The sequence below is a fragment of the Endozoicomonas euniceicola genome (assembly GCF_025562755.1).
GTDB lineage: Bacteria > Pseudomonadota > Gammaproteobacteria > Pseudomonadales > Endozoicomonadaceae > Endozoicomonas_A > Endozoicomonas_A euniceicola.
The window spans coordinates 4,758,418-4,783,135 of the sequence record NZ_CP103300.1 but is presented as its reverse complement, the minus strand read 5'-3'; the positions used below and the strand labels follow the sequence as shown (position 1 = coordinate 4,783,135).

The window sequence follows — 24,718 nt, the reverse complement described above, 5'->3', positions numbered from 1 at the left end:
CCGGTATCAGGAAAAACAATGAAACTCATTATTAATGCAGATGATTTTGGCCTGAGTCCGGGGGTCAATCACGGTATTGTCGACGCTTTCAAACGTGGCGCTGTTCGCTCCACCACCATGATGGTTGGAATGCCGGGAGAAGATCACGGAGTTGAGCTGGCAAAAGCCAATCCACAACTGTCTATCGGTATCCATCTACGCCTGACCGCAGGCAAACCAATGTGTGATAATCCTGAAACCCTTACCGATGCATCCGGACGGTTTCTCGACCAACTCAGTTTCTACGACAGCGACAGCCTTTGCCCCAAAGAAATAGAGCGTGAATTCCGTGCCCAGATTGAGCACTTCCTGAAACTGGGACTAACACCCACTCATTTTGATAGCCACCATCACTGCTACGGCCATCCCATCGCCCTGCCAGTGATCAGCAAACTATCCAAAGAGTACGGTATTCCCTACCGGACAGTGGACGCTTCCCAGGTGACAGAAATAGCCACAGAAACAGCGCGGTACACCTACCGTTTCACCGATCGCTTTTATGGCAAAGTAAGCCTGCAAATGCTACTGGACATTGTGGATAAAGAGCTGGCGGAACGGGGGCACAATGCCATTCTTGAAGTGATGTGCCACCCCGCTTATATCGACCAGGGGTTGATGGAAGCCAGTTCTTACACAGAGGCGCGAGTCAAAGAGCTTGACATTCTTACCTCAGCAGAGCTTCAGCAAAACCTGACCAGCAGGGGTATTGAGCTAACCGACTACAAAGAAATCAGTAAACTGACAAACCTGTAATTTCCTTCTTTTGCACCCCGGGAGTAAGAGTCTCACTACCTTCCGGGCGGACGACACTCAATCATATATCAAGAATATGATTGCCGAGTCACACATATAGTCTATGCTTCCAGAGTTTTCCTTCTTCATTTGCAGCGTTAATCCACCCTCTGATTAACGATTCTTACGCTGCAATTTCGCAGAATCTTCCTGGAGTTCTTCCCCATGGTTAAAACCGTGTTCGGCACATTCCAGAAAATTGGTCGAGCACTGATGTTGCCCGTAGCCGTACTGCCTGTAGCAGGCATACTACTGGGCGTAGGCAGTGCCGGTTTTTCATTCATTCCAGATCTGATGTCCAGCGTTATGGCCCAGGCCGGTGGAATGGTTTTTGGTAATTTGCCCATTATATTTGCAATTGGTACTGCCATCGGACTGTCAGAAAATGACGGTGTCGCCTCGGTGGCCGCTGTCGTTGGCTATGTTGTCATGCTCGGCACCATGGGTGTCATGGCTCAGGAGCTGGGCGTTGAGCCCAGTGTGATCATGGGAGTAGACGCCATCGATACCGGCGTGTTTGGCGGCATCCTGGTTGGCATGCTGGCTTCCATCATGTTTAACCGATATTACAAAATCCAGCTGCCGGAATACCTTGGCTTCTTTGCCGGAAAACGATTTGTCCCCATCATCACGGCGCTGTGCGCAGTTGTTCTTGGGGTTCTATTGAGCTTCGTCTGGCCTCCGATCCAGGAAGGCATTGACGCGTTCTCAAACTGGTCCGTCACCGAAAATCCGGTTTTGGCCGGTTTTATCTATGGCTTTATTGAGCGTGCGCTGGTTCCCTTTGGTCTGCACCATATATGGAACGTCCCTTTCCAAATAGAAATGGGGCAATTCGTCGACGCTACTGGCAATGTCTACAACGGTGATATTGCCCGCTTCTTCGCTGGTGACCCTACAGCCGGCTTCCTTGCCGGTGGCTACCTGTTCAAGATGTTTGGTTTGCCTGCCGCAGCCATTGCCATGTGGCATTGTGCAAAACCACAGAACCGCAATGCCGTGGGCGGCATCATGATTTCTGCCGCACTGACTTCCTTACTGACCGGTATTACAGAACCCATTGAGTTCTCCTTCCTGTTTGTTGCTCCAGTTTTGTATGGTATTCATGCTCTGCTGGCGGGTCTGGCTTTTGCCATCACCAATTATCTTGATATCAAAATGGCCATGTCATTCTCCAACGGAATGATTGACTATGTCCTTTACTACACCATTGCCACCAGACCCGCCTGGATTATCGGACTGGGACTGATTTATGCGGCGGTCTACTACAGCGTGTTTCGACTTGCTATTCTGGCATTAGATTTGAAAACGCCCGGACGGGAGGAAGAAACCCGTCGGGGTAAGGTCGAAGTAACCCCTGAGCTGGCCAGAAACCTGGTCGAGGCGTTTGGCGGCAAAGGCAATATTAAAAACCTTGATGCCTGTATTACACGATTAAGGGTCACGGTTAACAAAGCGGATGATGTGGATCAGGATCGCATTAAAGCGCTGGGAGCAACTGCCGTCGTGGTCGTAGGTAAAAATATGCAGGCGATTTTCGGCCCCCAGTCAGACAACATACGAACTGAAATGCAGGAAGCCATAAAATCGATGTAGTTTGTTATGACGGCTGCTGACCAACACTCAAACACTCTACGGAGTACTGGTCAGCAACCTTGCTCTCATACCATCGCCCGAACTCGCTCAGACGACACTTCGCCATTATGAAGAACACCACTATAAGCATGCAGGCTAACCTTCCCACTGGACGGCAGCAATTTTCCCATTAATGAACGACTATTGTCCGGTGATAAACCACCTCCAACCACAATTTCAATACGCTTGCCTGCCTGAGCAATAAGACTGTTCAGCGTTGACACACCCTGCTCGGCGGTTTCACCGGAGCCCCAACGTGTACCACTGGTCAATACCCGGTCAACACCGAACTGCATCAATACAGCCAACGACATCTCCGGGTCATGGGTTGCATCAAAAGCACGATGAAATGTGGTCGTCAGTTTCAGACCCCTGGCCGTATCCAGCAACCGCTGCAACAGCCCTTCATCAATGGCATTATCCCTGGCTCTCAATCCCCCAAAGACAACACCGTCAGCGCCAGCCTGGGCTGCCATTTCAATCTGACTGACCATAGTATCGCTCTCTTCCAGGCTGTAATAAAAATTCCCTGCACGGGGGCGAACCATAACCATCAACCCTTCAGGTCTGAATGCCTGTCTGGCAGCTTTTATAGGGTCAATGGCGGGAGTCAGACCGTCCTGATCCATCGCCGCGCACAGCTCAATACGACTGGCACCGCCCTGCTCTGCTGCCGCAGCTGCCCTTCTGACATAGTCCACGTTGGCACTGTTAATACAAACTTCTATCTCTACTTCTCGCAACATGACATGAACTCCACTGTAAGGATGGTAGCCATCATAAATACCCGGGGCTTTTACGTACAACCATCAACTAACAGCTAACAGCGAAAACCAGCCTTTAAAAAGGTTTGCCAATCAAACGCTTTGCATCATCAATCAATACCTGATTCAAATCCTGAATCTGCTGGTGCAACTCCATAACACCCCTTCTTGCCTTTATACGAATTTTTTTAGCAGGCTTGCCGGTTATAGCAACCGGGGCATCGATTTCGTAATCAATATACTCATGATCCGGACGCTCTTCATTGAAGTAGCCTTCATTGGAATAGCCTTGACCCTTACCCTCTGAATCCGTATGACCAGAAGAGTGCTCAGCCTGTTCTTTTTCATACTCTGAAAATTTAGGAACAGGCACCATTTTACCCACTCCCTTCATAGCCCGGCGTATCAGAATATCACCCAATTCGGCTTCGACTTCCCTCAGTTGACGAGTGGCATGTCGTTTATCTGCCTGACCTTTCCCGGCTCTTTCTTCCCGGAGTTTTTCCTGAAGCCTGTCCTTTTCTTTGGCTTTACGTTCTTTATCTTCCAGTTTTGCCAGACGTGCACGGAGCTGATCCTGGTAATCCAGCAAGTCACCAAGACTCATTGTTCTAACCGATTTTTTTGTATAGAGAGGGTTTTTCGCCTGTGAGCCGGAAGGAGGAGAAGGGTCTTTATCCACCGGACGCTTCAGATCAACCCCCATTGCAGCCAGCTTCCGGATAAGACCATCAATTTCAGCCTGCCGCGCCTCTTCAGCACTTACTCCTGTATCCTGTGAGGTCTCCTGAACGGGTACTGAACCGCGCTTAACAGGTATAGCAGCCCGGGCAGGAACAATTAACAAGTGCAAAAGTATAAGGGGTAATAGAAGTAATCCTTTCATACGAGTTCCAGTCCATTGAGTGCTATTTAACGAGAGCAGATAAGCTGGGCGAAAGAGTAGATCAGGAACGACCGTTTATCATTGACAAAGAGGTTAGCAGTACTGACAAGACTCAACAATAACGGAATAAGGATTCTGAACAGTGCCTGAACGATTGCACTACTTAACTTTTTGAACCAATTAACTGTTATAAAGTCAAAAATTCTAACGGCAGTTAATGAATGGTGAATAATAATGATGTTCGAAGTCACAACAACTAAAATAGTCGTACCTGTGGTACTCGCATTTATGTATTTCTTTAGTCCTGATGTAAAAAAGACTGCTCAAACTCAATCAGATCTTAAGGAGTTTATAGAAACTTTTACATTACGTAACGAAGAGTCTCTACCAAAAGACTATGAGTCGACACTATATGTCCTTGGAAAGGATATACTGGCGTTTGACAAAAATACAGATACCGGAAATACAACACTAGTAATTAATAATAATTTAGATGTTTTTCATAAAGAACTGAATAAAAGAAAAAAAAATGGACTTGATGGTATTTTTAGTTTGTATGATTTGTATCCTGGTAGTTATCTTTTTGATCAACCTACTAAATACTATAGTGTCGATGCTGTTTATATTTTTACCTACCACCATAAAGCCATTGATCCTGACTGCCTGAATTCTGACCAAAAGTGCAATAACGATAATGAATTACCCAGAGGTTCAGACTTGGTCTCTGAGCCAAAAGACAGTCAAGCTACAACTCTGGCAAAGCGGGTCAGAAACCAATATGAAAATATGTTTTTTTATTTTGACTTTTTAAAAGAAAATAAATCCTTTCACATAAATGCAATGGATCATAAGGTTTATACTACTCAATATTTTTCACAAGATGATAACTATAAAGCACTCATTAGCAATGCAGAGAACTTATTACCCGATGAAGATTCTAAATTAAAAGAAATACCAGCAGCCGAACACAAAGCAATTTATTTGTTATCAGGTGTAAATGGTGATAAACGTTTAATCGGAGTGTCAATAAGACTCCCAACTAATTACAGCGCTGGCCAATTAAGTACATTTTACAGAACCATCCCCGGGAAAAAAATCAAGGAACTCATCTCGACGAAAAGTCCATAAACCCAAGACCTGCAGAGGCACACTGCTACCTCTGCCTGCTAAAACCTCAAAGAGCCTTTTTGATTTGAGTCGGTTTAAACCTGAGAAAGGTAGCTCCCGGAACGGTTCCGGGAGCTACGAGAACAAATACAGCCAGTATTACTTCATTTTAACAACCAGCAGGTCGTCAGCGCCTTCAGTCACGGAACCGGAAGACTTTTCCAGAGACTCTACGTCGTCCATGTTGGAGATCACCACTGGAGTGATTACACTCTTGGCATTCGCTTTCATAAACTCCAGGTCCACTTCGATGATCGTGTCACCCGCTTTAACGGTCTGACCTTCAGAAGCGATACGCTTAAAACCTTCACCTTTCAGTTCAACAGTGTCGATACCGAAGTGTACGAACAGCTCAACCCCGGATGGAGTCGCCATACTGAATGCATGGTTGGTTTCGAAAATCTTGCCAATTTCACCGTCACAGGGAGCAACCATTTTGTTGCCCGTTGGGTTGATAGCGATGCCGTCACCCACCACTTTCTCAGAAAATACCGCGTCCGGCACTTCTTCGATAGCCACTATCTCACCCGTCAGGGGTGACTTGATCACAGTGCCTTCATCGCCACCGAGACCCATGCTTTTCTTGATTGAATCAAACAGGCCCATACTACTTATCCTACATATACAAGATGATTGGATTTTAGACGGTTAATGACCGCTTCTGTCAATTAATGGCTAGGAGCCTGTCGGACTTAAGCGTCCGACAGGCTCCTATGCACTTCTATACGCCATTGTGCACCATTAACAAAAAAACGCCCCGCTGGAGCGAGGCATTTTTTTAATAGTTCTCTATTTATCAGACAGTGACAATATCTGCAACTCTCAGCAGGACATCATCAATGGCGTTATGCTTGCTGATGGCTTCTTTCAAAGGCGTCGTCACGACTGTCTGGTCACGAATACCAACCATTACGCCACTGACCCCTTCAATCAGTTTCTCAACAGCTGCAACACCCAGACGACTGGCCAGTACCCGGTCTGCACAGGTTGGCTTACCACCACGCTGAATGTGCCCCAGTACAGTGACCTTCACTTCGTACTCCGGGAAGCTTTCTTCCACTGCACGCCCCAGCTCTACCACACCGCCAATCTTTTCACCTTCAGAGACAACCACGATGCTGGAAGTCTTGCCGGCACGACTGCTGTTTTCCAGGCAATCCATCAGCTTTTCTACAGAGTGATCTTCTTCCGGAATCAGAATCTCTTCAGCACCGGCTGCAATACCACTGTTCAGGGCGATAAAACCAGCATCACGTCCCATCACTTCGATCAGGAACAGACGGTTGTGAGACGTTGCCGTGTCACGAATTTTATCGATGGCTTCAACCGCTGTATTCAGAGCGGTGTCGTAACCGATGGTAAAGTCAGTACCAAAGATATCGTTGTCGATAGTACCCGGCACACCAACGCAAGGCAGGCCATGCTCTTCTTCCATCAGCATGGCACCGGTAAAGGAGCCATCACCACCAATAACAACCAGTCCGTCCAGTCCCGCGGCTTTAGCATTTTCAAACGCTTTGGCACGACCTTCCGGGGTACGAAACTCTGCACAACGGGCAGATTTCAGGAAGGTCCCCCCCTGGTTAATAATGTTGGCAACGGAGCGGGCATTAGCCTCTTCCAGGTTATTTTCAATCAGACCTTTATAGCCTTCATGAATTACTACTGGCTGTACGCCAAAGTAAATGCAGCTGCGTACAACGGAACGAATGGCTGCGTTCATACCCGGAGCATCGCCACCCGAAGTCAGAACGCCAATCTTTTTCATCTCTGCCATGGCTCTGTTCGTCTCCCTAGTCTTGAAACTTGTCTGAAACTTGCATTAAAAATCGCACTGCAACCCAGTCAAAAAACCGGTCGAAAAAAGCCTCTTCCGGAATCGATGTGAAGATGACTCATTGCGCTTTCAATGCGACAGATTTATTTAACGGTAATGATTTGCATGGTATCGGTGCCTCCTTCAACCTCTTCACACTCACCTTTGGTGAGAATGATACGATCGTCTGGCTCCAGCAAACCACGCTTCTTCAGTTCTTTAATCGCACGGTCATTAACTTCAGGACCGTACCTGGTGCCACTGTCGAAAGCGACAGCCTCAACGCCCCGGTATAAAGCGACACGACGCTCGGTGGTTTTGTACCGGGTCAGGGCAATAATAGGCAACTCGGTGTTAATGCGAGACACCCACAACGGTGTTGCGCCGGACTTGGTCAGGCAAACAATGGCCTTGACCCCCAGATTGTTCGCTGCATAGGTGGCTGCAAGCGCTATGGCTTCGTCCGTTTCTTCAAAACTGCCCACTTCCGCACGGTCAACCCTGGCAATCAGTTCAGGATTTTTCTCAGCACCGGCACAAATACGAGCCATTGCCTTAACCACTTCATGGGGACGCTTCCCCATCGCCGTTTCACCGGATAGCATCACGGCATCAGTGCCATCCAGCACCGCATTGGCCACATCAAATACTTCCGCACGGGTCGGTTGAGTATTGTGGATCATGGACTCCATCATCTGCGTTGCAGTGATTACCGGGCGATTCAGACGGCGTGCCTCATTGATCATGTTCTTCTGAACACCAATCAACTCTGCGTCTCCTATCTCAACCCCCAGATCACCCCGGGCCACCATCACGGCATCGGATGCACGTATAACCGCTTCGAGTAATTTCGGATCAGAAACGACTTCGGCTCGTTCAATCTTGGACAGAACAGAAGCGCTGCCTCCCGCCTGTCGCATCAGCTTGCGGGCAAGATGTATATCGTCCGGGCTACGGACAAAGGATACCGCCAGGTAATCAACACCAATATCGGCTGCCAGCCTGATATCATCCTTGTCCTTATCGGTCAGGGCGTCTGCCGACAAACCGCCACCGGCAAGGTTGATACCCTTATTATTCGACAGCTCACCACCCTCCAGAATGGTGGTCACGATACGTGAGCCATCAATCTTAACCACTTGCAGACTTAAACGACCGTCGTCAAGCAATAGCACATCGCCCACCTTGCAGTCATTGGGCAAGTCTTTGTAAGCAAGACCGACCTGGGTTTCATCGCCGGCATCAATGGGTAGCTCTGCATCCAGCACAAATTCAGCCCCGTCAGGCAAATTGATTTTGCCATTCTGGAACCGGCCTATACGTATTTTGGGCCCCTGAAGGTCACCCAGTATGGCGACACTGCGCCCAAGGCGGGTAGAAATGGTACGAACCTGCCCGGCGCGGGTTCGGTGGTCTTCAGCATCACCGTGTGAAAAGTTCAGGCGGACAACATTAACACCAGCCTTTATCAGCTTTGTTAACTGCTCATCGGTCTGAGTAGCAGGACCGAGTGTGGCAACGATTTTCGTGCGTCTGAGCATGTTATCCCCCTCAAGTTTGACCGGTATCCTGGCCGCCTGTTTGGTAATTTGTACTGGAATGGCTCACTTCTGGTTCATGATGAATAAACGGTACGTCAAACAACAGAAAAAAGAAGACAATCTCCTCAGGAGTCAGCCCGAGACAGTATAGTCATTACAGAGCCACTCTGGTAAAACGAGCACTGTCTTCTTTTTACTACTGCTTATTCCCCTACACTTATTCCACAACAACATAAGCATAAGCATAAGCGGAAAACAATAAAAACACAGGCTCATAAAGAGCCTGTGTTTTCAGTCAAACAACACTCAGGCGTTCATGAAAGCCTTAGCGGTGTCCAGCATACGGTTGGAGAAGCCCCACTCGTTGTCGTACCAGGACATTACCTTAACCAGGTTGCCTTGTACGCGAGTCTGGGTCGCATCGAAGCTGGAAGAGAACGGGCTGTGGTTGAAGTCCATGGAAACCAGAGGCTCGTAGTTCACGTGCAGAACCTTGCTCATGGCTTCGGAAGACTTGGCCGCAGTAGCAATGATTTCGTTCACTTCTTCAACAGTGGTTTCGCGGCCAGCAACGAAGTTCAGGTCTACCAGAGATACGTTAACAGTGGGAACGCGAACCGCCATGCCGTCGAACTTGCCTTTCAGTTCCGGAACCACCAGACCTACAGCAGCAGCAGCACCCGTAGCGGTTGGGATCATGTTCTGTGCAGCGGCACGGGCACGATACAGGTCGCTGTGGTATACGTCGCTCAGACGCTGGTCATTGGTGTACGCGTGGATGGTGGTCATCAGACCTTTTTCAATACCCAGAGCGTCGTTCAGAGGCTTGGCGATTGGAGCCAGGCAGTTGGTGGTGCAGGACGCGTTAGAGATAACGGTCATGTCGGAAGTCAGAGTCTCGTGGTTAACACCGTAAACGATAGTAGCGTCTACGTTAGAACCAGGAGCAGAGATGATGACTTTCTTGGCACCAGCGTCCAGGTGAGGCTGACAAGCGTCCTTGGAGCGGAATACGCCGGTACATTCGAAAACTACGTCCACACCCAGGTCAGCCCAGGGCAGGTTAGAAGGATCACGCTCAGAGAACGTTTTGATTTCGTCACCGTTTACAAACAGTGCGTTCTCACCTTCTTCAACCTGAGCATTGAAACGACCGTGCACAGTGTCGTACTTGGTCAGGTGCGTGTTGATTTTAGCATCGCCCAGGTCGTTGATAGCAACGATCTGGTATTCATCACGGCGACCTGCTTCATACAGTGCGCGCAGAACATTACGGCCGATACGGCCATAGCCGTTGATAGCGATTTTGATCATGATGTCTCCAATACCCTTAGTCACAGCGGATAAGCCGCTATAGGCTTTAGTAAATAGCAATTTCTGTGCGAATACAGCCTAGTGAAAATACCTACAAAACGCAACAAACTCCTTTAAACACAAGGGTTTACAGAATTTACCAGACCCACAAAACAAACATTCACACATCCGGACAGCGCCCGACAGGCTATTCACAGGATAGACGACAAATACCCAAAACCATACCGATCATTGCAGTAAAAAGCACAACAGAATACAGAAATGAACACCCTGTATCGCCCAACTCAAAAAACTGACCCTGATCAACAAAATTGACTATTGACATAAACCCACAGACCGGTGTCGCAAACTTACTCACGGCACCGTCTTTCCGAAACAAAAAAAGCCGAGCTCCCCAACAAAGCATCAGCCATAAGACAAAAACCTGTCGTCACCTGATACTTTGTTGGGGAGCTCAGCTTTTTCCAGATGTCTGCCAGTCTCAAGTCTGGTAAACATCTGTGAACCGATCCGAAAAAATTCGGATCGTAACAGCGATCACTTCAGGGTAGTGATGAACTCAGCCAGGTGAGATACAGCACCTTCAGCGCCTTCACCTTCACCGATGATGGTTACCGTAGAGCCCTGTGTCAGGCCCAGAGTTTGCAGCTTGAACAGGCTCTTGGCGCTGGCCTGTTTACCACCTGCTTCCAGTTTGACATCACATTCGAAGCCTTTGGCTTCTTTTACGAACTGAGCAGCTGGACGAGTGTGCAGACCATTTTCAGCAGTAATAACTACGTCTTTTTTAAACATTGCCTTTCTCTCAATAGCGTGGAGATTTTGCGAGCGATAAAGAGGCTGAATTGCAAAAGAATAAGTCAGCCTCTCCGGATGCTCAAATTAAAACCTGCGGAGCTGCACAACGGCAACCCCTTACAATTCTATTGGAATAGAAAGCGAAAGGGATTGATATAGCGGTTTATCGCTATCGCTCCATTCCGCACAATTTCCCGGGACAACTTCTAGCAAAAAGTCGCTAAGCTATCTCCAGCCTGATTTCACCGGCAATAATTTCAGCCTGTGGACCAAGGATTACCTGAAGGTTATTGGTTCCGAGCTTAACCACACCTTTTGCGCCTATGGCTTTAAGGCCCGGCTCATCAATTTTATCACGATCTGCCAGAGTCAGTCGCAAGAGGGTAATGCAGGCTGAAACAGACTTAGGGTTATAAAACCACTGGTTTCAATTGGGGTTTGGTTTAAAAGCATTAATTTTCCGGCTTATAATCGCTGAACTTTTCTGGATGTTTCTCTCTTTTTTGTGCCATCATGCCGCTCACAGCTTCCGAGTAACACGGAGCGTCCATCATTTTACGAATCTCGTCGTGCTGTTCTTTAGTAGCTTTCCTCTCACGCTCTTTTTTCCTCATATTGGCTCCATCCGAAGCCTCTCGTTCTGGCTGGTATAACCCCCAAAGCTCTATAGCTGAATCACCGTTATCCATTTCTACAACCAGCTTGTCTGGCGCAAGAACAGCCATATAGCGAATACTACTTAGAGATAAAACGGCTGCCCGGGAGAGCTCTTTACCGACGTGATTAATAGTCCAGATCGTTACTTCACTGTCCGAATAACAAAAATCACGATGACAGGTGCAAGACATCAGTCGTCCATCAGGCAATCTGAACAAGAGATTAACTCCATGTTCATGGGCCCTAAGGGCGTGGTGTGACCTCCCCTGGTCAACATCCCATAATATTAAGTTACCCTCAGAGTCTCCGGATGCAAGCAGCCTGTCAGACACAGCGGCTAAACATGTCACCCGACAACCATGCCCGGTCAACGTATGTACAGGACGTGTCTGACTCACATCCCAAATCATGATTTGGCCGTCACTTCCTCCCGAAGCCAGTTGGCCACGGGGCAGTTTTATCAAAGCACTCACTGAATTCTCGTGACCTTTAAGGCTGCTTTGGCAGGATCTGTTTTTCCTGCAACTATCAACCTTCCATATAAAAATGTCATTCCCGGAAGCCATAGCAAAGCGGCTGTCATCTATTGCACACGCATGTTCACTGGCATGTCTCGGTTTGTCAGGCACACCTTCTTCGGAAACATGCAGTTCGTTAATATTCGGACCTATTGAAAGCCCCCCATTGTTACCAATCAGTAAGAAACCCGGGGGGAATTTTATTATTTTTGTGATGTACTGATCAGACTCGTCTTCGTCGTAGTCGTCGTAGTCGTCGTCGTCTTCGTCTGAGTTTTCGACTTCATAAAGCTGTTCAGTCGGCTCAATTATTTTACCGTCAGGGTTTCGGATAAACAGCTTAATATCTCTTTCAACGGATGCTATCGAGCCATCGGATAATACTTCCATGGCATTTATGCTGCCTGCAAAGCGGCCAGAATCTTTCAAGTCCTTTAAATACCGGGGATGTAGTTTATTGTTGCTGGCTAAAAACAGAACAAATGCAGCATAGTCGAGTGGGGTTTTACAAATCGAATCAACAAACTCTCTTGAGATTTCAATGCCTTTGCATATTTTGTCTATCACTTCAGGATCGCTAAAATAATATTCCGTCTCCTGCCGCAGGCTGTCATCCTTGCCTCCAAAATGAAATTCCTTCATAACTGAAAGCCGCTTTAACCAATATTGGTTATTAAATTCATGATTGTTTTTGTTTGTTGAAGCCAGAGCTATTTTATCTTTCAGAGGAAGACATTTCATGATCAGCTCTCTGGGTAATTCAGGTACTTTTTCAAATGGAGATGCTGGTGCCTCTCTTCTGGACTCCTGACAGTCTGGACAAAGATTTGTGAACTCAGTGAATGCCTCGTTTTCTCGCAAGAAAGTTCCACCACGCAACTTCGCCTTACATATTGGGCATTGCGATTGAACCCAACTTACCACATCAAGTATCTTCTGTTTTTTATTTCCATCTCCGCCTTCATCTCCGCCTTCATCTCCACCTTCACCGCTCTTGCCTGCATAACGTTTTCCATCTTTTCCTGTTTTTTTGATATTCCCACTGGAGCCAGAAGCCCCACCGGAATCTGAATCCGAACCTGAGCCAGATCCACGACTACCGCATTCTGAATTCGGACACTGCCTGCCAGAGTATTCTCCCGCTTTTGATCCGGGCCATACGGGTAAACGTTGCTGTCTCCCCCCCTCTTCAGAATATGCTTCGTACCACTGTGTTTCCCGGGAGTTTGTAAGCAGCGTTTCCAGAAAAGGCTCGAAGGTACTTCTTTGTCTCTGGGTGCCAGACAGTTGCTGAAGCAGCTCAACCGTATCTACTTCAAAAACTGTAATTCGATCGCGCAATATACTGGCAAGCGTGTCATCACCGGAATAAATAGCGTTCTGAATGCGCCGATAAAGTATGTTCAATAAACGCCCCCTCTCCCTGGCAAACAGGGAAGCAAAGGTATTGAACCCACTGGCATCGTTCTGAAAACCGGTATCTTTCTGATAAAAAGTCACCGGATTTCTGTCATAGGATTCCCGATCATCATCGCCTCCCCTGTCACTGCCACCCGCTGCCACAGTCGTCGCTCCGGACACTGGAGTCAGCGCTTCGCTCTTGTCCAGCGCAACACGGTAAGTATGGATTAATGTATTTAATATCTGATGGTTTAACCGGTCTCTGGCGTCACGGGACAAGGGTTGTGAAGGTACAATAACTACCTTAAATTTCTGCTGGTCCAGGAATAAAAAAATACGGGTTGTTTCAGTTTTTGTATTTTGGTCAACTCTGCCTGGACCTCCGGCGGTCGTAAGATTTTTATAGTGGTCCATTAACTGGTTCCACTTCTGTAATAGCTTTTGAGAGCTCTGAGGAATGATCTGATCAACAGGAAACCATCTTTCAACATCAGTCTCCGGTTGTAGAATGCCTTCTTCACGATGCAGGAAATCTGGCTGAATCTTTTCAGGCTCCCATACCGGGGAACGAAGAAAAGGGGTAACTGCGCTTTCAGAACTTTTTGTAAGGAAAGTGGAAAGTGATGCAAGCATCCCAAACAGTAGCAGTCTGACAGGTTCAGCAACCCTTTCAGTCAAGGGTTTTACTGGTTTTTTCTGCGCCAGAGAACACACTTTTCCATCATCAGAAAGAAGCCAGGGTGATTTGAAACCAGAATGCTCAGACGTTATTATACGACAGTCGACTTGCAAATAAGCACTACCCTGCGTAAACGGACAATATAAAAAAATGATTATCTGAAGCCAGACCGATCCAGGAAAGAAGCTTGAAAAGAAGCTTGAAAAGAAGCCGCTACTCTTCATACCTTAATTTCCCCCTGACTCAACGAGTCTGAAAAACTGTCATAACAGGGTAGGCGTTTTTTCAGTGTTCACATAAAAAATACACCGGGCTTTTAGCTTCTGCCCATTAGCTGCTCACACAACCACCAGCGAAAAGCGTCATATTTTAAGCATTAGCTCCCCTTACACACATTAAAAAAACACTATTAACCAGTAAATTGATCTACAGCAAAACATTCTTTCCAGTTATGCGTTAACAACTCACTATTTAACGATTCACAATTACCCCCTCACCCATGATCCAGCGCCTGCTTATAACATTACTCCTGACCGGTCCGCTCAATTCTGTAACAGCCAATGCCACTCCTTCCAGTCAACCCACAGACACTATAGACGTACTTCACTGGTGGACTTCCCCCAGTGAAGCTGCCGCCACAGACATTTTGAAAGATCACTATACAAAGTCCGGCTTTGCCTGGTCTGATCAAGCCATTGCCGGTGGCGGTGGCGGTAAGGCCATGACCGTACTGAAATCTCAGGTCATCTCAGGCAACCCTCCACATGCAGCCCAGATTAGTGGTCAGGGCATTAAGAGCTGGGCCAGCCTGGGTCTGCTGGCAGACATTGATGACACCGTCAATCACAACCAATGGACATCTGTACTACCTGAATTTGTCTCCGATGCCATTCAGTTTCAGGGGCGTTTCTATGGTGTTCCCGTTGGCATTCACCGAAGCAACTGGCTATGGGTTAATCCGGGTGCCTTTGAAGACACCGGGCTGGCAATCCCTACCAGCTGGGATGAGCTGATCGCCATTGCCCCTCGTCTGCGCCAGGCTGGCTTTATTCCATTAACTCACGGCGGAGAAGCCTGGCAGCAGGCGGCTATTTTCGAGTCCGTCGTGCTCTCGGAAGGAGGCGCGGATTTCTACCGGCAGGCACTGGTTCATCATGACCGGAAAGCCCTGACCAGCCCGACCATGATCAGGGTATTTCGAAAACTGAAACAAATTGTCTCCCTGACTCCGGACAATCGAAGCAAAATGTCATGGGACCAGGCCACCAGGGAAATCATTAACAACAAGGCGGCCATGATGCTAATGGGGGACTGGGCGCTTGGGGAGTTCAAAATAAATGGCCAGGTCGAAGGGCAGGATTTCTACTGCCTGCCCGCCTTCGGAACCGAAGACAAGTTCATCTACAACATCGACAGCTTTGCCATGTTTAACACCAGGCATTTAAAGGACCGTCAGGCACAGCAAAGGTTAACCCACCAGCTGATGAGCAAAGAGATACAAATCGCATTCAGCGAAAACAAAGGCTCAATCCCTGTGCGCATGGATGCAACAGACCATCTTCAGGGTTGCCAGAAACAAAGCCTGGAAGCCCTTCACGCCAGTATCAAAACCAACACCCTGGTACCGAGCATTATTCATGGCATGGCCGCCAGAGAGTCTCTGCAGGTGCCTGTCATCAACTTTGTCAGCCTCTATATGTCTGACCCGGCCGCCACACCGGAGGAAGCGGTAAAGTCCTTATCTGCCGCACTGCTCTCACCCGCCAGATAGTCGCCCTTTATTGACGCAGAATTGACACAGGACAATGTTTTTATCATCACGCCCCTTAAAGAAAGACTTCGTTACATTTCGTTTACTTACCTTACCCAACAGGTACGACCGTTTTGATAGTCTCGCCCACGATAACAATCAAACACAGGTTCACACCGAACAACAGTCCGGGTGACGCTGAACAGACTCAATCAACACGAGGTTTCACACCATGTTGCAAAACGCCTTTGGGGTGCTGCAGAAAATCGGCCGTGCGCTGATGCTGCCTGTCGCCATCCTGCCCGTTGCAGGTATCCTTCTGGGTATCGGCGCTGCTAACTTCAGTTTCCTGCCTGAGCTGCTCAGCCAGGTGATGGCACAGGCCGGCGGTGCCGTATTCGGTAACCTGCCACTGCTGTTCGCCATCGGTACCGTTCTGGGTCTGACCGATAACGACGGCGTTTCCACTCTGGCCGCTATCGTTGGCTACGTGGTTATGCTGGCTACCATGGGTCTGGTTGCAGGCCTGATGGGTGTTGAAACCAAGTCCATCATGGGCATCACCTCCATCGATACCGGCGTATTCGGCGGCATCCTGGCCGGTGCCCTGGCGGCGTTCATGTTCAACCGTTTTTACAAAATTCAACTGCCAGAATACCTGGGCTTCTTCGCAGGCAAGCGTTTTGTTCCTATCGTAACCGCTTTCGCCGCCATCGCCCTGGGTACTGTTATGGCTTTCGTATGGCCTCCAATCGGTGATGTCATCAAGTCCTTCGGTAACTACGCTGTTGATGGCAACCCTGTCACCATGGGCTTTGTCTACGGCTTCGTTGAGCGTATGCTGATTCCTTTCGGTATCCACCACGTATGGAACGTTCCTTTCCAGATGGAAATGGGTCAGTTCGTCAACGACGCTGGTCAGGTATTCACTGGTGACATTCCTCGCTTCTTCGCTGGCGACCCGACTGCTGGCTTCCTGGCAGGTGGTTTCCTGTTCAAGATGTTCGGTCTGCCTGCTGCGGCTATCGCCATGTGGCACTGCGCTAAGACCAAGCACCAGAAGCGTGTTGGCGGTATCATGATCTCCGCAGCCCTGACTTCCATGCTGACCGGTATCACCGAGCCCATCGAATTTTCCTTCCTGTTCCTGGCTCCGGCTCTGTATGTTGTACACGCCCTGCTGGCTGGTTTCGCCTTCGTGATTACCAACTTTTTGGAAATCAAGATGGGCGCGTCCTTCTCCCACGGCTTCATCGACTTCGCCCTGTTCTCCAGCATCGGCACCAAGTCCTTCTGGCTGATTCCTCTGGGTGCTGTTTACGCAGCCGTTTACTACGGCGTATTCCGTACCATCATCACCGCTTTCAACCTGAAAACTCCGGGTCGTGAAGACGAAGAAAGCGGTTCTCAGGTAAAAGTTGGCCCCGAACTGGCTGGCAAGCTGATCATCGCTTTCGGTGGCAACGCTAACATCAACTCCATCGACGCTTGCATCACCCGTCTGCGTGTCGCAGTGGTTGACGTGAAGAAAGTTGACCAGGACGCTATTAAAGCACTGGGCGCTCGCGGCGTAATGGTTGTGGGTAACAACATGCAGGCTATCTTCGGTACTCAGTCTGAGAACATCAAGACTGCCATGCACGAAGTGAACAAAGCTGGCGGCGTGACTGCGGCGACTGCTTAATCAATCATTACATCGATTAAGTTAGCTTCAGAAACGGGGGCTTCTCACTAAGAGAAGCCCCCGTTTTTTTGCACTTAAAAATACTTCACTGCCTGCAATAATCCGCCTGATACTTAATGTCAGTTGCGAATTAGTTTTCCGGCAGTCGTTGACGGATGAGCAGTTCCAGCCTGGCAATGTCCTTGCGAGTCTCTGCCTGCTCTAGCTCAATCCGGTCGAAGCGTTCACAGTTTTCCTGCTGGATGCAGTCAACCTTATGATCAAGAGCGTCAACCTTATGATCAAGAGCGTCAACCTTATGATCAAGAGCGTCAACCTTATGATCAAGAGCGTCAACCTTATGATCAAGAGCGTCAACCTTATGATCAAGAGCGTTAACCTTACGATCAAGAGTATCAACCTTACGATCAAGAACCTTAACGTCAGACCGGGTTTCACCCAGAATACTGATCATGTCAGCCAGAGTATTGAGTGTGTGATCCGGCTCATTCGATTCTGCTGTCGCACTCATTGGGCGCTTCCTGAGTAGATGGTTTTTGTTTGAGCAATCAGCTTAGCAGACCATGAAAAAGACACAGAAACAAAAACGGCGCCTTTACGACCCCGTTTCTGGTTTAAAAGAAAGACTCAAAGAAGTGATTAAACGGAACCTCACTTGAAACCACTGGTTTTAGATTCATTAGTTTTGGTATAGCAGCGAGATACCCTTCAGAATAGTTCCTGATGACAAGTTAGGGGCGCAGCATTCAATAACTTACCGGGCTGTTGGCTTTTGGCTATTAGCTGCTCATACAGCCAAAAGCCAACAGCCAACAGCCAACAGCCAAAAGCCAAAAGCCAAAAGCCAAAAGCCAAAAGCCAAAAGCCAAAAGCCAAAAGCCAAAAGCCAAAAGCCAAAAGCCAACAGCGGTATATTATGTTCTACTGCTTCCCTTAGTGGAGTTTATTGGTAAGCAGTCGATATTTCAGGTGCCATTAATTAACGCACTTGAGGCTGATTATGAAAAGATTGATGCTCGGAATCGCAACCCTGGCTATCTCACTCCCTTTGCTCGCAAGGGATGACGGTCCGAATCCATGTGAGTTCCAGCACTACCCGAAAACGTTTAATTGCGCTCTCAAAGATAAGCGAGAGGGCATGAAGCAAAACAGTGACAAAGTGCAGAAAAGTACTAAACAAAAACGCGAAAAAATAAAACACTGGCCTTTGCGTGAAGAGGATCGAAGACGCTGAACACTCATTGCTTTAGATACCGTCTACATAGTACAGAAACGGAGCCTTTACGACTCCGTTTCTGGTTTAAAAGAAAGACTCAAAGAAAGACAATTAACCTTTAACAGGTCGCATACGGAATGCGTACTGATAAGACTTCACCTGCGGCTGATACTGCATTGGTGGCATGGAGCCCCAGGAGTTCTGACCGCCAGTACCCATCTGGGTCAGATCAATATTCCAGGTCACCAGGTTGCCAGGCAGCAGGTCAGCGCCATGCTTGCAGGACATTGGAGTCAGGCCGGACGCTCCCATGGAACCGTCGTCTGACACAAAATCCAGCTCTTCAGCGGCAAACGGCCAGGCACTGGTATTAAGTAGCGTGTCTTCAGCAATCACTTCCAGACCAACACCATCCTGTTGTGTCAGTGCCACCCAGCGAACATCGGTCTTATTCGCTGTTTCCTGCGGGCGTGGGTAAGCATGAATCTGTTCCTGAATGGTGCCACCATACACAGCCGCCTTCGCGCCTTTACGGTCTTCGTAAGTCTCTACCGGACCACGACCAAACCATTGAATAAACTGGTAGTCAGAAGGCAGAGTCATTTGCATACCAAAGCGCATCATCACCGGCAACTCTTTCTCACCTGGCGTAAATTCAGCCGCTACACGACACTCGCCATCAGCAAAGACCTGGTAAGTAAGAACGTACTGACACTCAATCGTTGGCAGGTCAAAACGGGTAGTCACCTGCACTTCCTGTGAATTGAACTGCTCCACCTCAATAGCGGTCAGTTGACGTTTAGTGCCGGCGTCCTGCCAGATGGTCGCCCACTCAAACGCTTTTGCCCCCAGATCGTTATCGGTCAGACCACGCCAGAAGTTTGGCTCCAGACCCGTGCGAATCAGGTTCTTACCATCCACCCGGTACTCAGCCATCTGCCCCGTCTTCGCATCAAAACGAATATCGAAGTTATGCCCTTTCAGTGAAACGGAAGCTTCTGATTCCGCCAGTTTTATGGAATGCTCTTCCTTAATCGCTGGCTTCTGATAGGCAGGGCGAGCGGTCAGGGAGAATTGATCCCACGCCGCTTCATAGCCTGAGCCCAGCATTGGCTCATTGTTACGGGTTACAGCACTCAGGGTAATCAGGTATTCACTGCTTTCGCTGATCTCCAGACCGGAAAGGTCAACTGTCAGCGCTTCACGCTGACCGGGCTCTACAGCATTAACACCCAGGGAGCCTTTAGCCACTCGAATACCATCCGCACTGATCTGGTATTGAATCTCAAACTTGTCCAGACTAATGAAATCGTAATGGTTTTCAATTTCAAAACGACCGGCAGCCGCATCAACCGCATGGAAACGAACCGGCTGGTAAACCTTTTTCACTTCTGCCATGTGCGGGTGCGGAGTACGATCAGGCGCTACCAGACCATCGTTCATAAAGTTACCGTCGGTAGGCAGGTCAGGATGGTAGTCCTTGCCATAGCCCCAGTACTTCTGACCCTTGTCGTTGGTCAGTTCCAGCGCATGGTCCATCCATTCCCAGATAAAACCACCCTGCAGGCACTGACTGTTATCAATGATCTTCCAGTAATCATTCAGGATACCGACCGAGTTACCCATAGCGTGAGCATACTCGATCATGATCATTGGGCGACCGTCGTTTTGCTGGGAAAACGCCTGCAGACGTTCCAGGGTTGGATACATTGGGCAAACGATATCGGTATAAGGCGCTTCACCGGCTGGCTCGTACTGAACCGGACGACTACCGTCGCGCTCTTTTACCCAGTTGTACAGGGTTTCAAAGACACAGCCCTCACCGGCTTCATTACCCATAGACCAGATAATGACACAGGCATGGTTCTTATCTCTTTCCACCATCGCCTGCATACGATCCAGGTGAGCCGGAATCCAGGACTCGGTATCACCAATCTGGGTTTCAGGACTCAGAGCCAGTGGGTGAGACTCGATATTGGCTTCGTCAACCACATACAGGCCATACTCATCGCACAACTGATACCAACGGGAGTGGCATGGGAAGTGACTGGTGCGCACCGCATTGATGTTATGTTCTTTCATCAGGCGGATATCAGTGAGCATGGTCTCTTCAGTGGCCACATGACCCAGGGTTGGGTGCAGCTCGTGACGGTTCACACCTTTGATTTTAATCGCCTTGCCATTAACCGTCAGTTGACCACCCGTGGTTTCAATACGACGGAAACCGACTTTATGGGAGGTCGTTTCCAGAACCTTGCCAGTGCTATCGCTCAGGGTCAGCATCAGAGTGTAGAGGTTAGGGGCTTCGGCGCTCCACAGACGAGGCTCCGCCACCTCAGCAGCAAACGTCAGTCGTTGCTCATCGCTGTCAAACGACACACTTTGCTGTTGGCTGACAACAGGCGCAAAACCGTTTTTATCGTCCAGCAACTGCGCCTTCAGAGTCAGGCCCTGCGGGGCAGACTCGGCAAAATGCTTCAGGTCTACGTTGAGGCTGATTTCACCCTGGGTAAAGGTGTTATCGAGAGTTGTGCGGCAGTCAAAGTCAAAGATGCGGGTCTTATCGGTTGAATAGATAAAGACTTCTCGCTCCAGGCCCGACATATCCAGCATATCCTGCTTTTCCAGATAGCTGGCATTAGACCAACGGAAAATTTCCAGGGCGATGCTGTTTTCACCTTCCCGAACATAAGGGGTAATATTGAATTCAGCCGGGTTCTTGGCGTTCTGGGTGTAGCCAACACGCAGGCCATTAATCCAGATGAAGGTAGCCGTTCTGGCACCAGCCAGTTGCAGGAAAATTTCCCGGCCTTCCCAGCTTTTGTCCATTTCAAATGTACGACGATAGGAACCTACAGGGTTGTATTCCCTTGGCACTTCAGGCCACTCGGTCTGAAACGGAAAACGTTCATCCAGGTAAATGGCTTTATCAAAACCCTGGGCTTCCCAGTTACCGGGAACCTGAATATCGTCCCACTGGGAAACATCAAAGCTTTCCTGCTGGAATCCTTTTGGACGGGATTGCGGGTTAACGGCACAGTTGAACTTCCACAAACCGTTCAGAGACAGGTAGTTACCCGCCAGCTCTGGCTTATTGTTGAGTGCCAGCGCTTCAACCGTGTAAGGAAACGCGTTAACCCTTGGCGCTTCTTTATTAATGCCATTAATCTGGTGATTTTCCATCACCGCAGGGACATGATTGATATCTTCGTACAGGTCAGCGACCTTCAGGTCACCATAAACGACAGCCGTCATATTTACTCCAGTAACATTTATTGGGTTCAGACGTCCCGGCCAGACATCGACTGACCGGAATATCCAGGTGCCCAAAGCATTCCAGATAAAAATTATTTAGTAAAAATTTACCCACAACATTAACCGGATGTTTACCAGAAATAACTGATGCAAATCAAAGTTAACCAACAGTTCAGAAAAAAACTGAACATATTATTTCTCTACTGATCATATTTTTTGAAACCGCATAAAAGATTTGCAACCCGGGGGCAGGCGTAAACGGGCAATCCGGAAAAGTAAGGCTACTGTCTTTTAATTGTTTTCAATCATGCCTGAGCGAGCGCTGGGTCATCAGCACACCAGCAGTACCTGCAAACAGCGGTTAGCGAGTGGTTCCCCGACTTTTTAACTGGGCTGGGATAGTCAGGGTCAGTGGAATATCGCGATCCTCCCGAATCTGCTCTGACAACAGGTTCACACCCTGGACCCCCATCAGCTCTGAGTGAATCCTGTATGTCGACAAAGGAGGAAAGGTAAACTTTGCCGTCGGAATATCATTAACACTAATCAGCGCAACATCGCCAGGCACTCTTACCTGACTCTCGTGCAACGCCCGCAGCACACCGATGGCCATGGAATCCGATGCGACAAAGATAGCTTCTGGCAGAGATTGCTTAATCATTGCCTGTGCCAGCTTATAGCCTGAGGAGCTTGAAAATTCACCGACATAAACATCTTGCGATGAAACCACCCCTTTTTTCTGACCATAACTCAGAAAAACTTCTTCGCGCTCATCAGTCGCCGCCTCAATATCCCGGCCACCGATAAAGCCCAGCTTTGAGTAGCCTTCATTGATAAACAGATCAACCACCTGCCGACTGATTCTGCCCAAATCCGTATAGACACAATCAACCTCACCCTCAAAGCGGCTGCTATCTATACACACCACATGCTGAAAGCGTTCTTTCAACTGTTGAAGCAAGGTGTCTGACGCACAGCCAACCAGGAGCACACCGCTACAACTGCCAGCATCACACTCCGGGTTAAATCCGTAACTTTCTTTCAGGTTGAAATTAAGCTTCTTGCACTGAAGCTCTATTCCGTAGCGGATGGAGAGGTAGTAGGGGTCGTGAACTTCGTTTTCCTGACTGTAGTTGTAAACAGCCAATATATTCAGTGCCGCTTCCTGCTGCTTTTTTCTTTTACGAGTGCTTTTGTACTCCAGCTGTTCAGCGACCTCCAGAATTTTATGGCGGGTTTCATTTTTGACACTGATGGTGGGGTCATCATTTAACACCCTCGACACCGTTGAAAGCGAAACTCCTGCTTCAAGTGCAATTTCTTTGAGCGTAGTCATTTAAACTCCCGGGAACAAAGTGGCCTTTATAACACAATGAGTGAGTTTTTCTAGAAACCAACCCAGAAAGGGCAACTCATTATTTGCGTAAAAAATAGGCTCTTCAGGGATAACTGTGGGTAGAAATGAACAAATTTTTGAGGTAGATGCACCAGTGGCTGACTTTTGATAGCTTTTTGTTGAAGGACAAAAAAACAACAAAAGGCAGCACTGATGCTGATTAAAACTATCCTCAATAAAGTCCATAAACTCAAGTCATTTGTTTATCAGGATGTAAAACCCGGCGTCTATCAAGGTTCAGAAGTATTTAATGTGACAGTGGTTCCTCGAAAGAACAGTCATGCCGTTTGCTCAGGCTGCTTGAAGCCAGCACCAGGCTACGATTCTCTTGCTGAACGCCGTTTTGAGTTCGTCCCTCTCTGGGGAATTAGAGTTTTTCTGCTCTACACAATGCGCAGGGTTCAATGCAAGACGTGTGGCGTAAAGGTTGAACAGGTTCCATGGGGTGATGGCAAGAAAGAACTTACCAAAGTCTACATGCAGTTTCTGGCAAGCTGGGCCAGAAAGCTCTCCTGGAAAGAGGTTGCCTGCACTTTCAATACATCATGGGAGAAGGTCTTTCATGCTGTTGAGTATGTGGTTGAATGGGGCAAGGCGCATCGTTCGCTCGACAATATCAAGGCCATAGGTGTCGACGAGGTGGCGTATCAAATAGGCCATAAGTACCTGACTGTCGTTTACCAGATTGATCGAAACTGCACACGATTGCTGTGGATTGGCGAAGAGCGTACTGAAGCGACGATTCGCAGCTTTTTCTCATTCTTTGGTACAGAGCGAAGCCAGCAGTTGGAGTATGTCTGCTCTGATATGTGGCAGCCTTACGTGAAGGCGATTGCGGAGTTTGCCTGCCAGGCACTGCATATTCTGGATCGCTTCCATATCGTTGCCATGCTAAACAAAGCCATTGATGAAGTCAGGGCATCAGAGCACAAACAACTTCAGGCAGACGGATATGAACCTGTTCTGAAAAAAACTCGCTGGTGCCTGCTCAAGAGAAAAGAAAATCTGACAGAGAAAGAAGAGATCAAGTTAAACACAGTACTCCAGTACAACCTGAAAAGTGTCAGAGCTTACCTGCTTAAAGAGGAATTTCAGGTGTTCTGGGATTACATTTCACCACATTGGGCAGGAAAATATCTGGATCGTTGGTGTACAAGAGTCATGCGGTCAAAGATAGATCCAATGAAGAAGGTGGTCAAAACTATTCGACGACATAAGCCACTTATTCTGAACTGGTTCAGGGCAAAAAAGGCGTTTTCCAGCGGAATTGTTGAGGGTCTGAATACCAAGATAAAACTCACTACGAGAAAATCGTATGGATTCAGAACCTACAGATGTGCAGAAATCGCCCTATATCATGCGCTTGGCAAACTACCTGAACCAGAAACTGCCCACAGATTTTACTGACGA

19 protein-coding genes are annotated in these 24,718 nt (G+C 48.3%); 7 read left to right on the top strand and 12 right to left on the bottom strand.

Translation table 11 applies throughout. From position 1 onward, the window contains the following. The first annotated feature begins 18 nt into the window (after positions 1-18). Both chbG and ptsG (NX720_RS19335) read left to right on the top strand, forming a co-directional pair. On the top strand, positions 19-792 hold the full coding sequence (gene chbG / locus NX720_RS19340) for a chitin disaccharide deacetylase (RefSeq protein WP_262596810.1): 774 nt from the start codon (positions 19-21) through the stop codon (positions 790-792). 204 nt (positions 793-996) lie between these two features. After that, the gene (ptsG, locus tag NX720_RS19335) at positions 997-2,427 is read left to right on the top strand and encodes a PTS glucose transporter subunit IIBC (protein ID WP_262596808.1); all 1,431 of its coding nucleotides are present in this window, start codon (positions 997-999) and stop codon (positions 2,425-2,427) included. Between the two features lie 65 nt (positions 2,428-2,492). On the opposite strand, the gene NX720_RS19330 is transcribed toward ptsG (NX720_RS19335), so the two are convergent. Together NX720_RS19330 and NX720_RS19325 are read right to left on the bottom strand one after the other, a co-directional pair. Beyond that, positions 2,493-3,212, bottom strand: a complete 720-nt coding sequence (locus NX720_RS19330) for a copper homeostasis protein CutC (RefSeq protein WP_262596806.1) — start codon at positions 3,210-3,212, stop codon at positions 2,493-2,495. 94 nt (positions 3,213-3,306) lie between these two features. Next, a complete protein-coding gene (locus NX720_RS19325) occupies positions 3,307-4,116 on the bottom strand; it encodes a hypothetical protein (RefSeq protein ID WP_262596804.1) in 810 nt (269 codons plus the stop codon). Positions 4,117-4,350: 234 nt separating this feature from the next. Here NX720_RS19325 and NX720_RS19320 point away from each other — a divergent pair, with 234 nt between their 5' ends. After that, on the top strand, positions 4,351-5,244 hold the full coding sequence (locus NX720_RS19320) for a hypothetical protein (RefSeq protein ID WP_262596803.1): 894 nt from the start codon (positions 4,351-4,353) through the stop codon (positions 5,242-5,244). Positions 5,245-5,382: 138 nt separating this feature from the next. Here NX720_RS19320 and crr read toward each other — a convergent pair whose 3' ends face one another. From crr to NX720_RS19285, 7 genes are all read right to left on the bottom strand, one after another. Beyond that, on the bottom strand, positions 5,383-5,889 hold the full coding sequence (gene crr / locus NX720_RS19315) for a PTS glucose transporter subunit IIA (protein WP_262596802.1): 507 nt from the start codon (positions 5,887-5,889) through the stop codon (positions 5,383-5,385). 190 nt (positions 5,890-6,079) lie between these two features. Beyond that, a complete protein-coding gene (gene pfkA, locus NX720_RS19310; protein WP_404831009.1) occupies positions 6,080-7,060 on the bottom strand; it encodes a 6-phosphofructokinase in 981 nt (326 codons plus the stop codon). Positions 7,061-7,203: 143 nt separating this feature from the next. Continuing rightward, positions 7,204-8,640 (bottom strand): pyruvate kinase, encoded by a 1,437-nt coding sequence (pyk, locus tag NX720_RS19305; protein WP_262596800.1) that lies wholly within the window; start codon positions 8,638-8,640, stop codon positions 7,204-7,206. Between the two features lie 306 nt (positions 8,641-8,946). Continuing rightward, positions 8,947-9,957: a type I glyceraldehyde-3-phosphate dehydrogenase gene (gap, locus tag NX720_RS19300; RefSeq protein WP_262568755.1), complete on the bottom strand. Its 1,011-nt coding sequence runs from the start codon at positions 9,955-9,957 to the stop codon at positions 8,947-8,949. Positions 9,958-10,491: 534 nt separating this feature from the next. Further along, positions 10,492-10,749, bottom strand: a complete 258-nt coding sequence (locus NX720_RS19295) for an HPr family phosphocarrier protein (RefSeq protein WP_262596798.1) — start codon at positions 10,747-10,749, stop codon at positions 10,492-10,494. 223 nt (positions 10,750-10,972) lie between these two features. Next, positions 10,973-11,131: a hypothetical protein gene (locus tag NX720_RS19290; RefSeq protein ID WP_318654058.1), complete on the bottom strand. Its 159-nt coding sequence runs from the start codon at positions 11,129-11,131 to the stop codon at positions 10,973-10,975. A gap of 73 nt (positions 11,132-11,204) precedes the next feature. Next, a complete protein-coding gene (locus NX720_RS19285) occupies positions 11,205-13,334 on the bottom strand; it encodes a WD40 repeat domain-containing protein (RefSeq protein ID WP_262596797.1) in 2,130 nt (709 codons plus the stop codon). 1,172 nt (positions 13,335-14,506) lie between these two features. Between NX720_RS19285 and NX720_RS19280 the strand changes: the two genes are divergently transcribed. Together NX720_RS19280 and ptsG (NX720_RS19275) are read left to right on the top strand one after the other, a co-directional pair. Continuing rightward, the gene (locus NX720_RS19280) at positions 14,507-15,778 is read left to right on the top strand and encodes an ABC transporter substrate-binding protein (protein ID WP_262596795.1); all 1,272 of its coding nucleotides are present in this window, start codon (positions 14,507-14,509) and stop codon (positions 15,776-15,778) included. A 211-nt stretch (positions 15,779-15,989) separates the two neighbouring features. Beyond that, positions 15,990-17,441, top strand: a complete 1,452-nt coding sequence (gene ptsG, locus NX720_RS19275) for a PTS glucose transporter subunit IIBC (protein ID WP_262596793.1) — start codon at positions 15,990-15,992, stop codon at positions 17,439-17,441. 130 nt (positions 17,442-17,571) lie between these two features. On the opposite strand, the gene NX720_RS19270 is transcribed toward ptsG (NX720_RS19275), so the two are convergent. Then, complete coding sequence (locus NX720_RS19270) at positions 17,572-17,952, bottom strand: hypothetical protein (RefSeq protein ID WP_262596791.1); 381 nt, start codon at positions 17,950-17,952, stop codon at positions 17,572-17,574. Between the two features lie 489 nt (positions 17,953-18,441). Between NX720_RS19270 and NX720_RS19265 the strand changes: the two genes are divergently transcribed. Then, positions 18,442-18,675: a hypothetical protein gene (locus NX720_RS19265; protein ID WP_262596781.1), complete on the top strand. Its 234-nt coding sequence runs from the start codon at positions 18,442-18,444 to the stop codon at positions 18,673-18,675. A gap of 93 nt (positions 18,676-18,768) precedes the next feature. Here NX720_RS19265 and NX720_RS19260 read toward each other — a convergent pair whose 3' ends face one another. Continuing rightward, on the bottom strand, positions 18,769-21,912 hold the full coding sequence (locus tag NX720_RS19260) for a glycoside hydrolase family 2 TIM barrel-domain containing protein (RefSeq protein ID WP_262596779.1): 3,144 nt from the start codon (positions 21,910-21,912) through the stop codon (positions 18,769-18,771). A 361-nt stretch (positions 21,913-22,273) separates the two neighbouring features. After that, positions 22,274-23,248 carry a transcriptional regulator EbgR gene (ebgR, locus tag NX720_RS19255; protein ID WP_262596777.1) on the bottom strand — a complete coding sequence of 325 codons (975 nt, stop codon included), beginning with the start codon at positions 23,246-23,248 and terminating at the stop codon, positions 22,274-22,276. A 213-nt stretch (positions 23,249-23,461) separates the two neighbouring features. Between ebgR and NX720_RS19250 the strand changes: the two genes are divergently transcribed. Next, the gene (locus tag NX720_RS19250) at positions 23,462-24,715 is read left to right on the top strand and encodes an ISL3 family transposase (RefSeq protein WP_262596775.1); all 1,254 of its coding nucleotides are present in this window, start codon (positions 23,462-23,464) and stop codon (positions 24,713-24,715) included. Positions 24,716-24,718 lie beyond the last annotated feature (3 nt).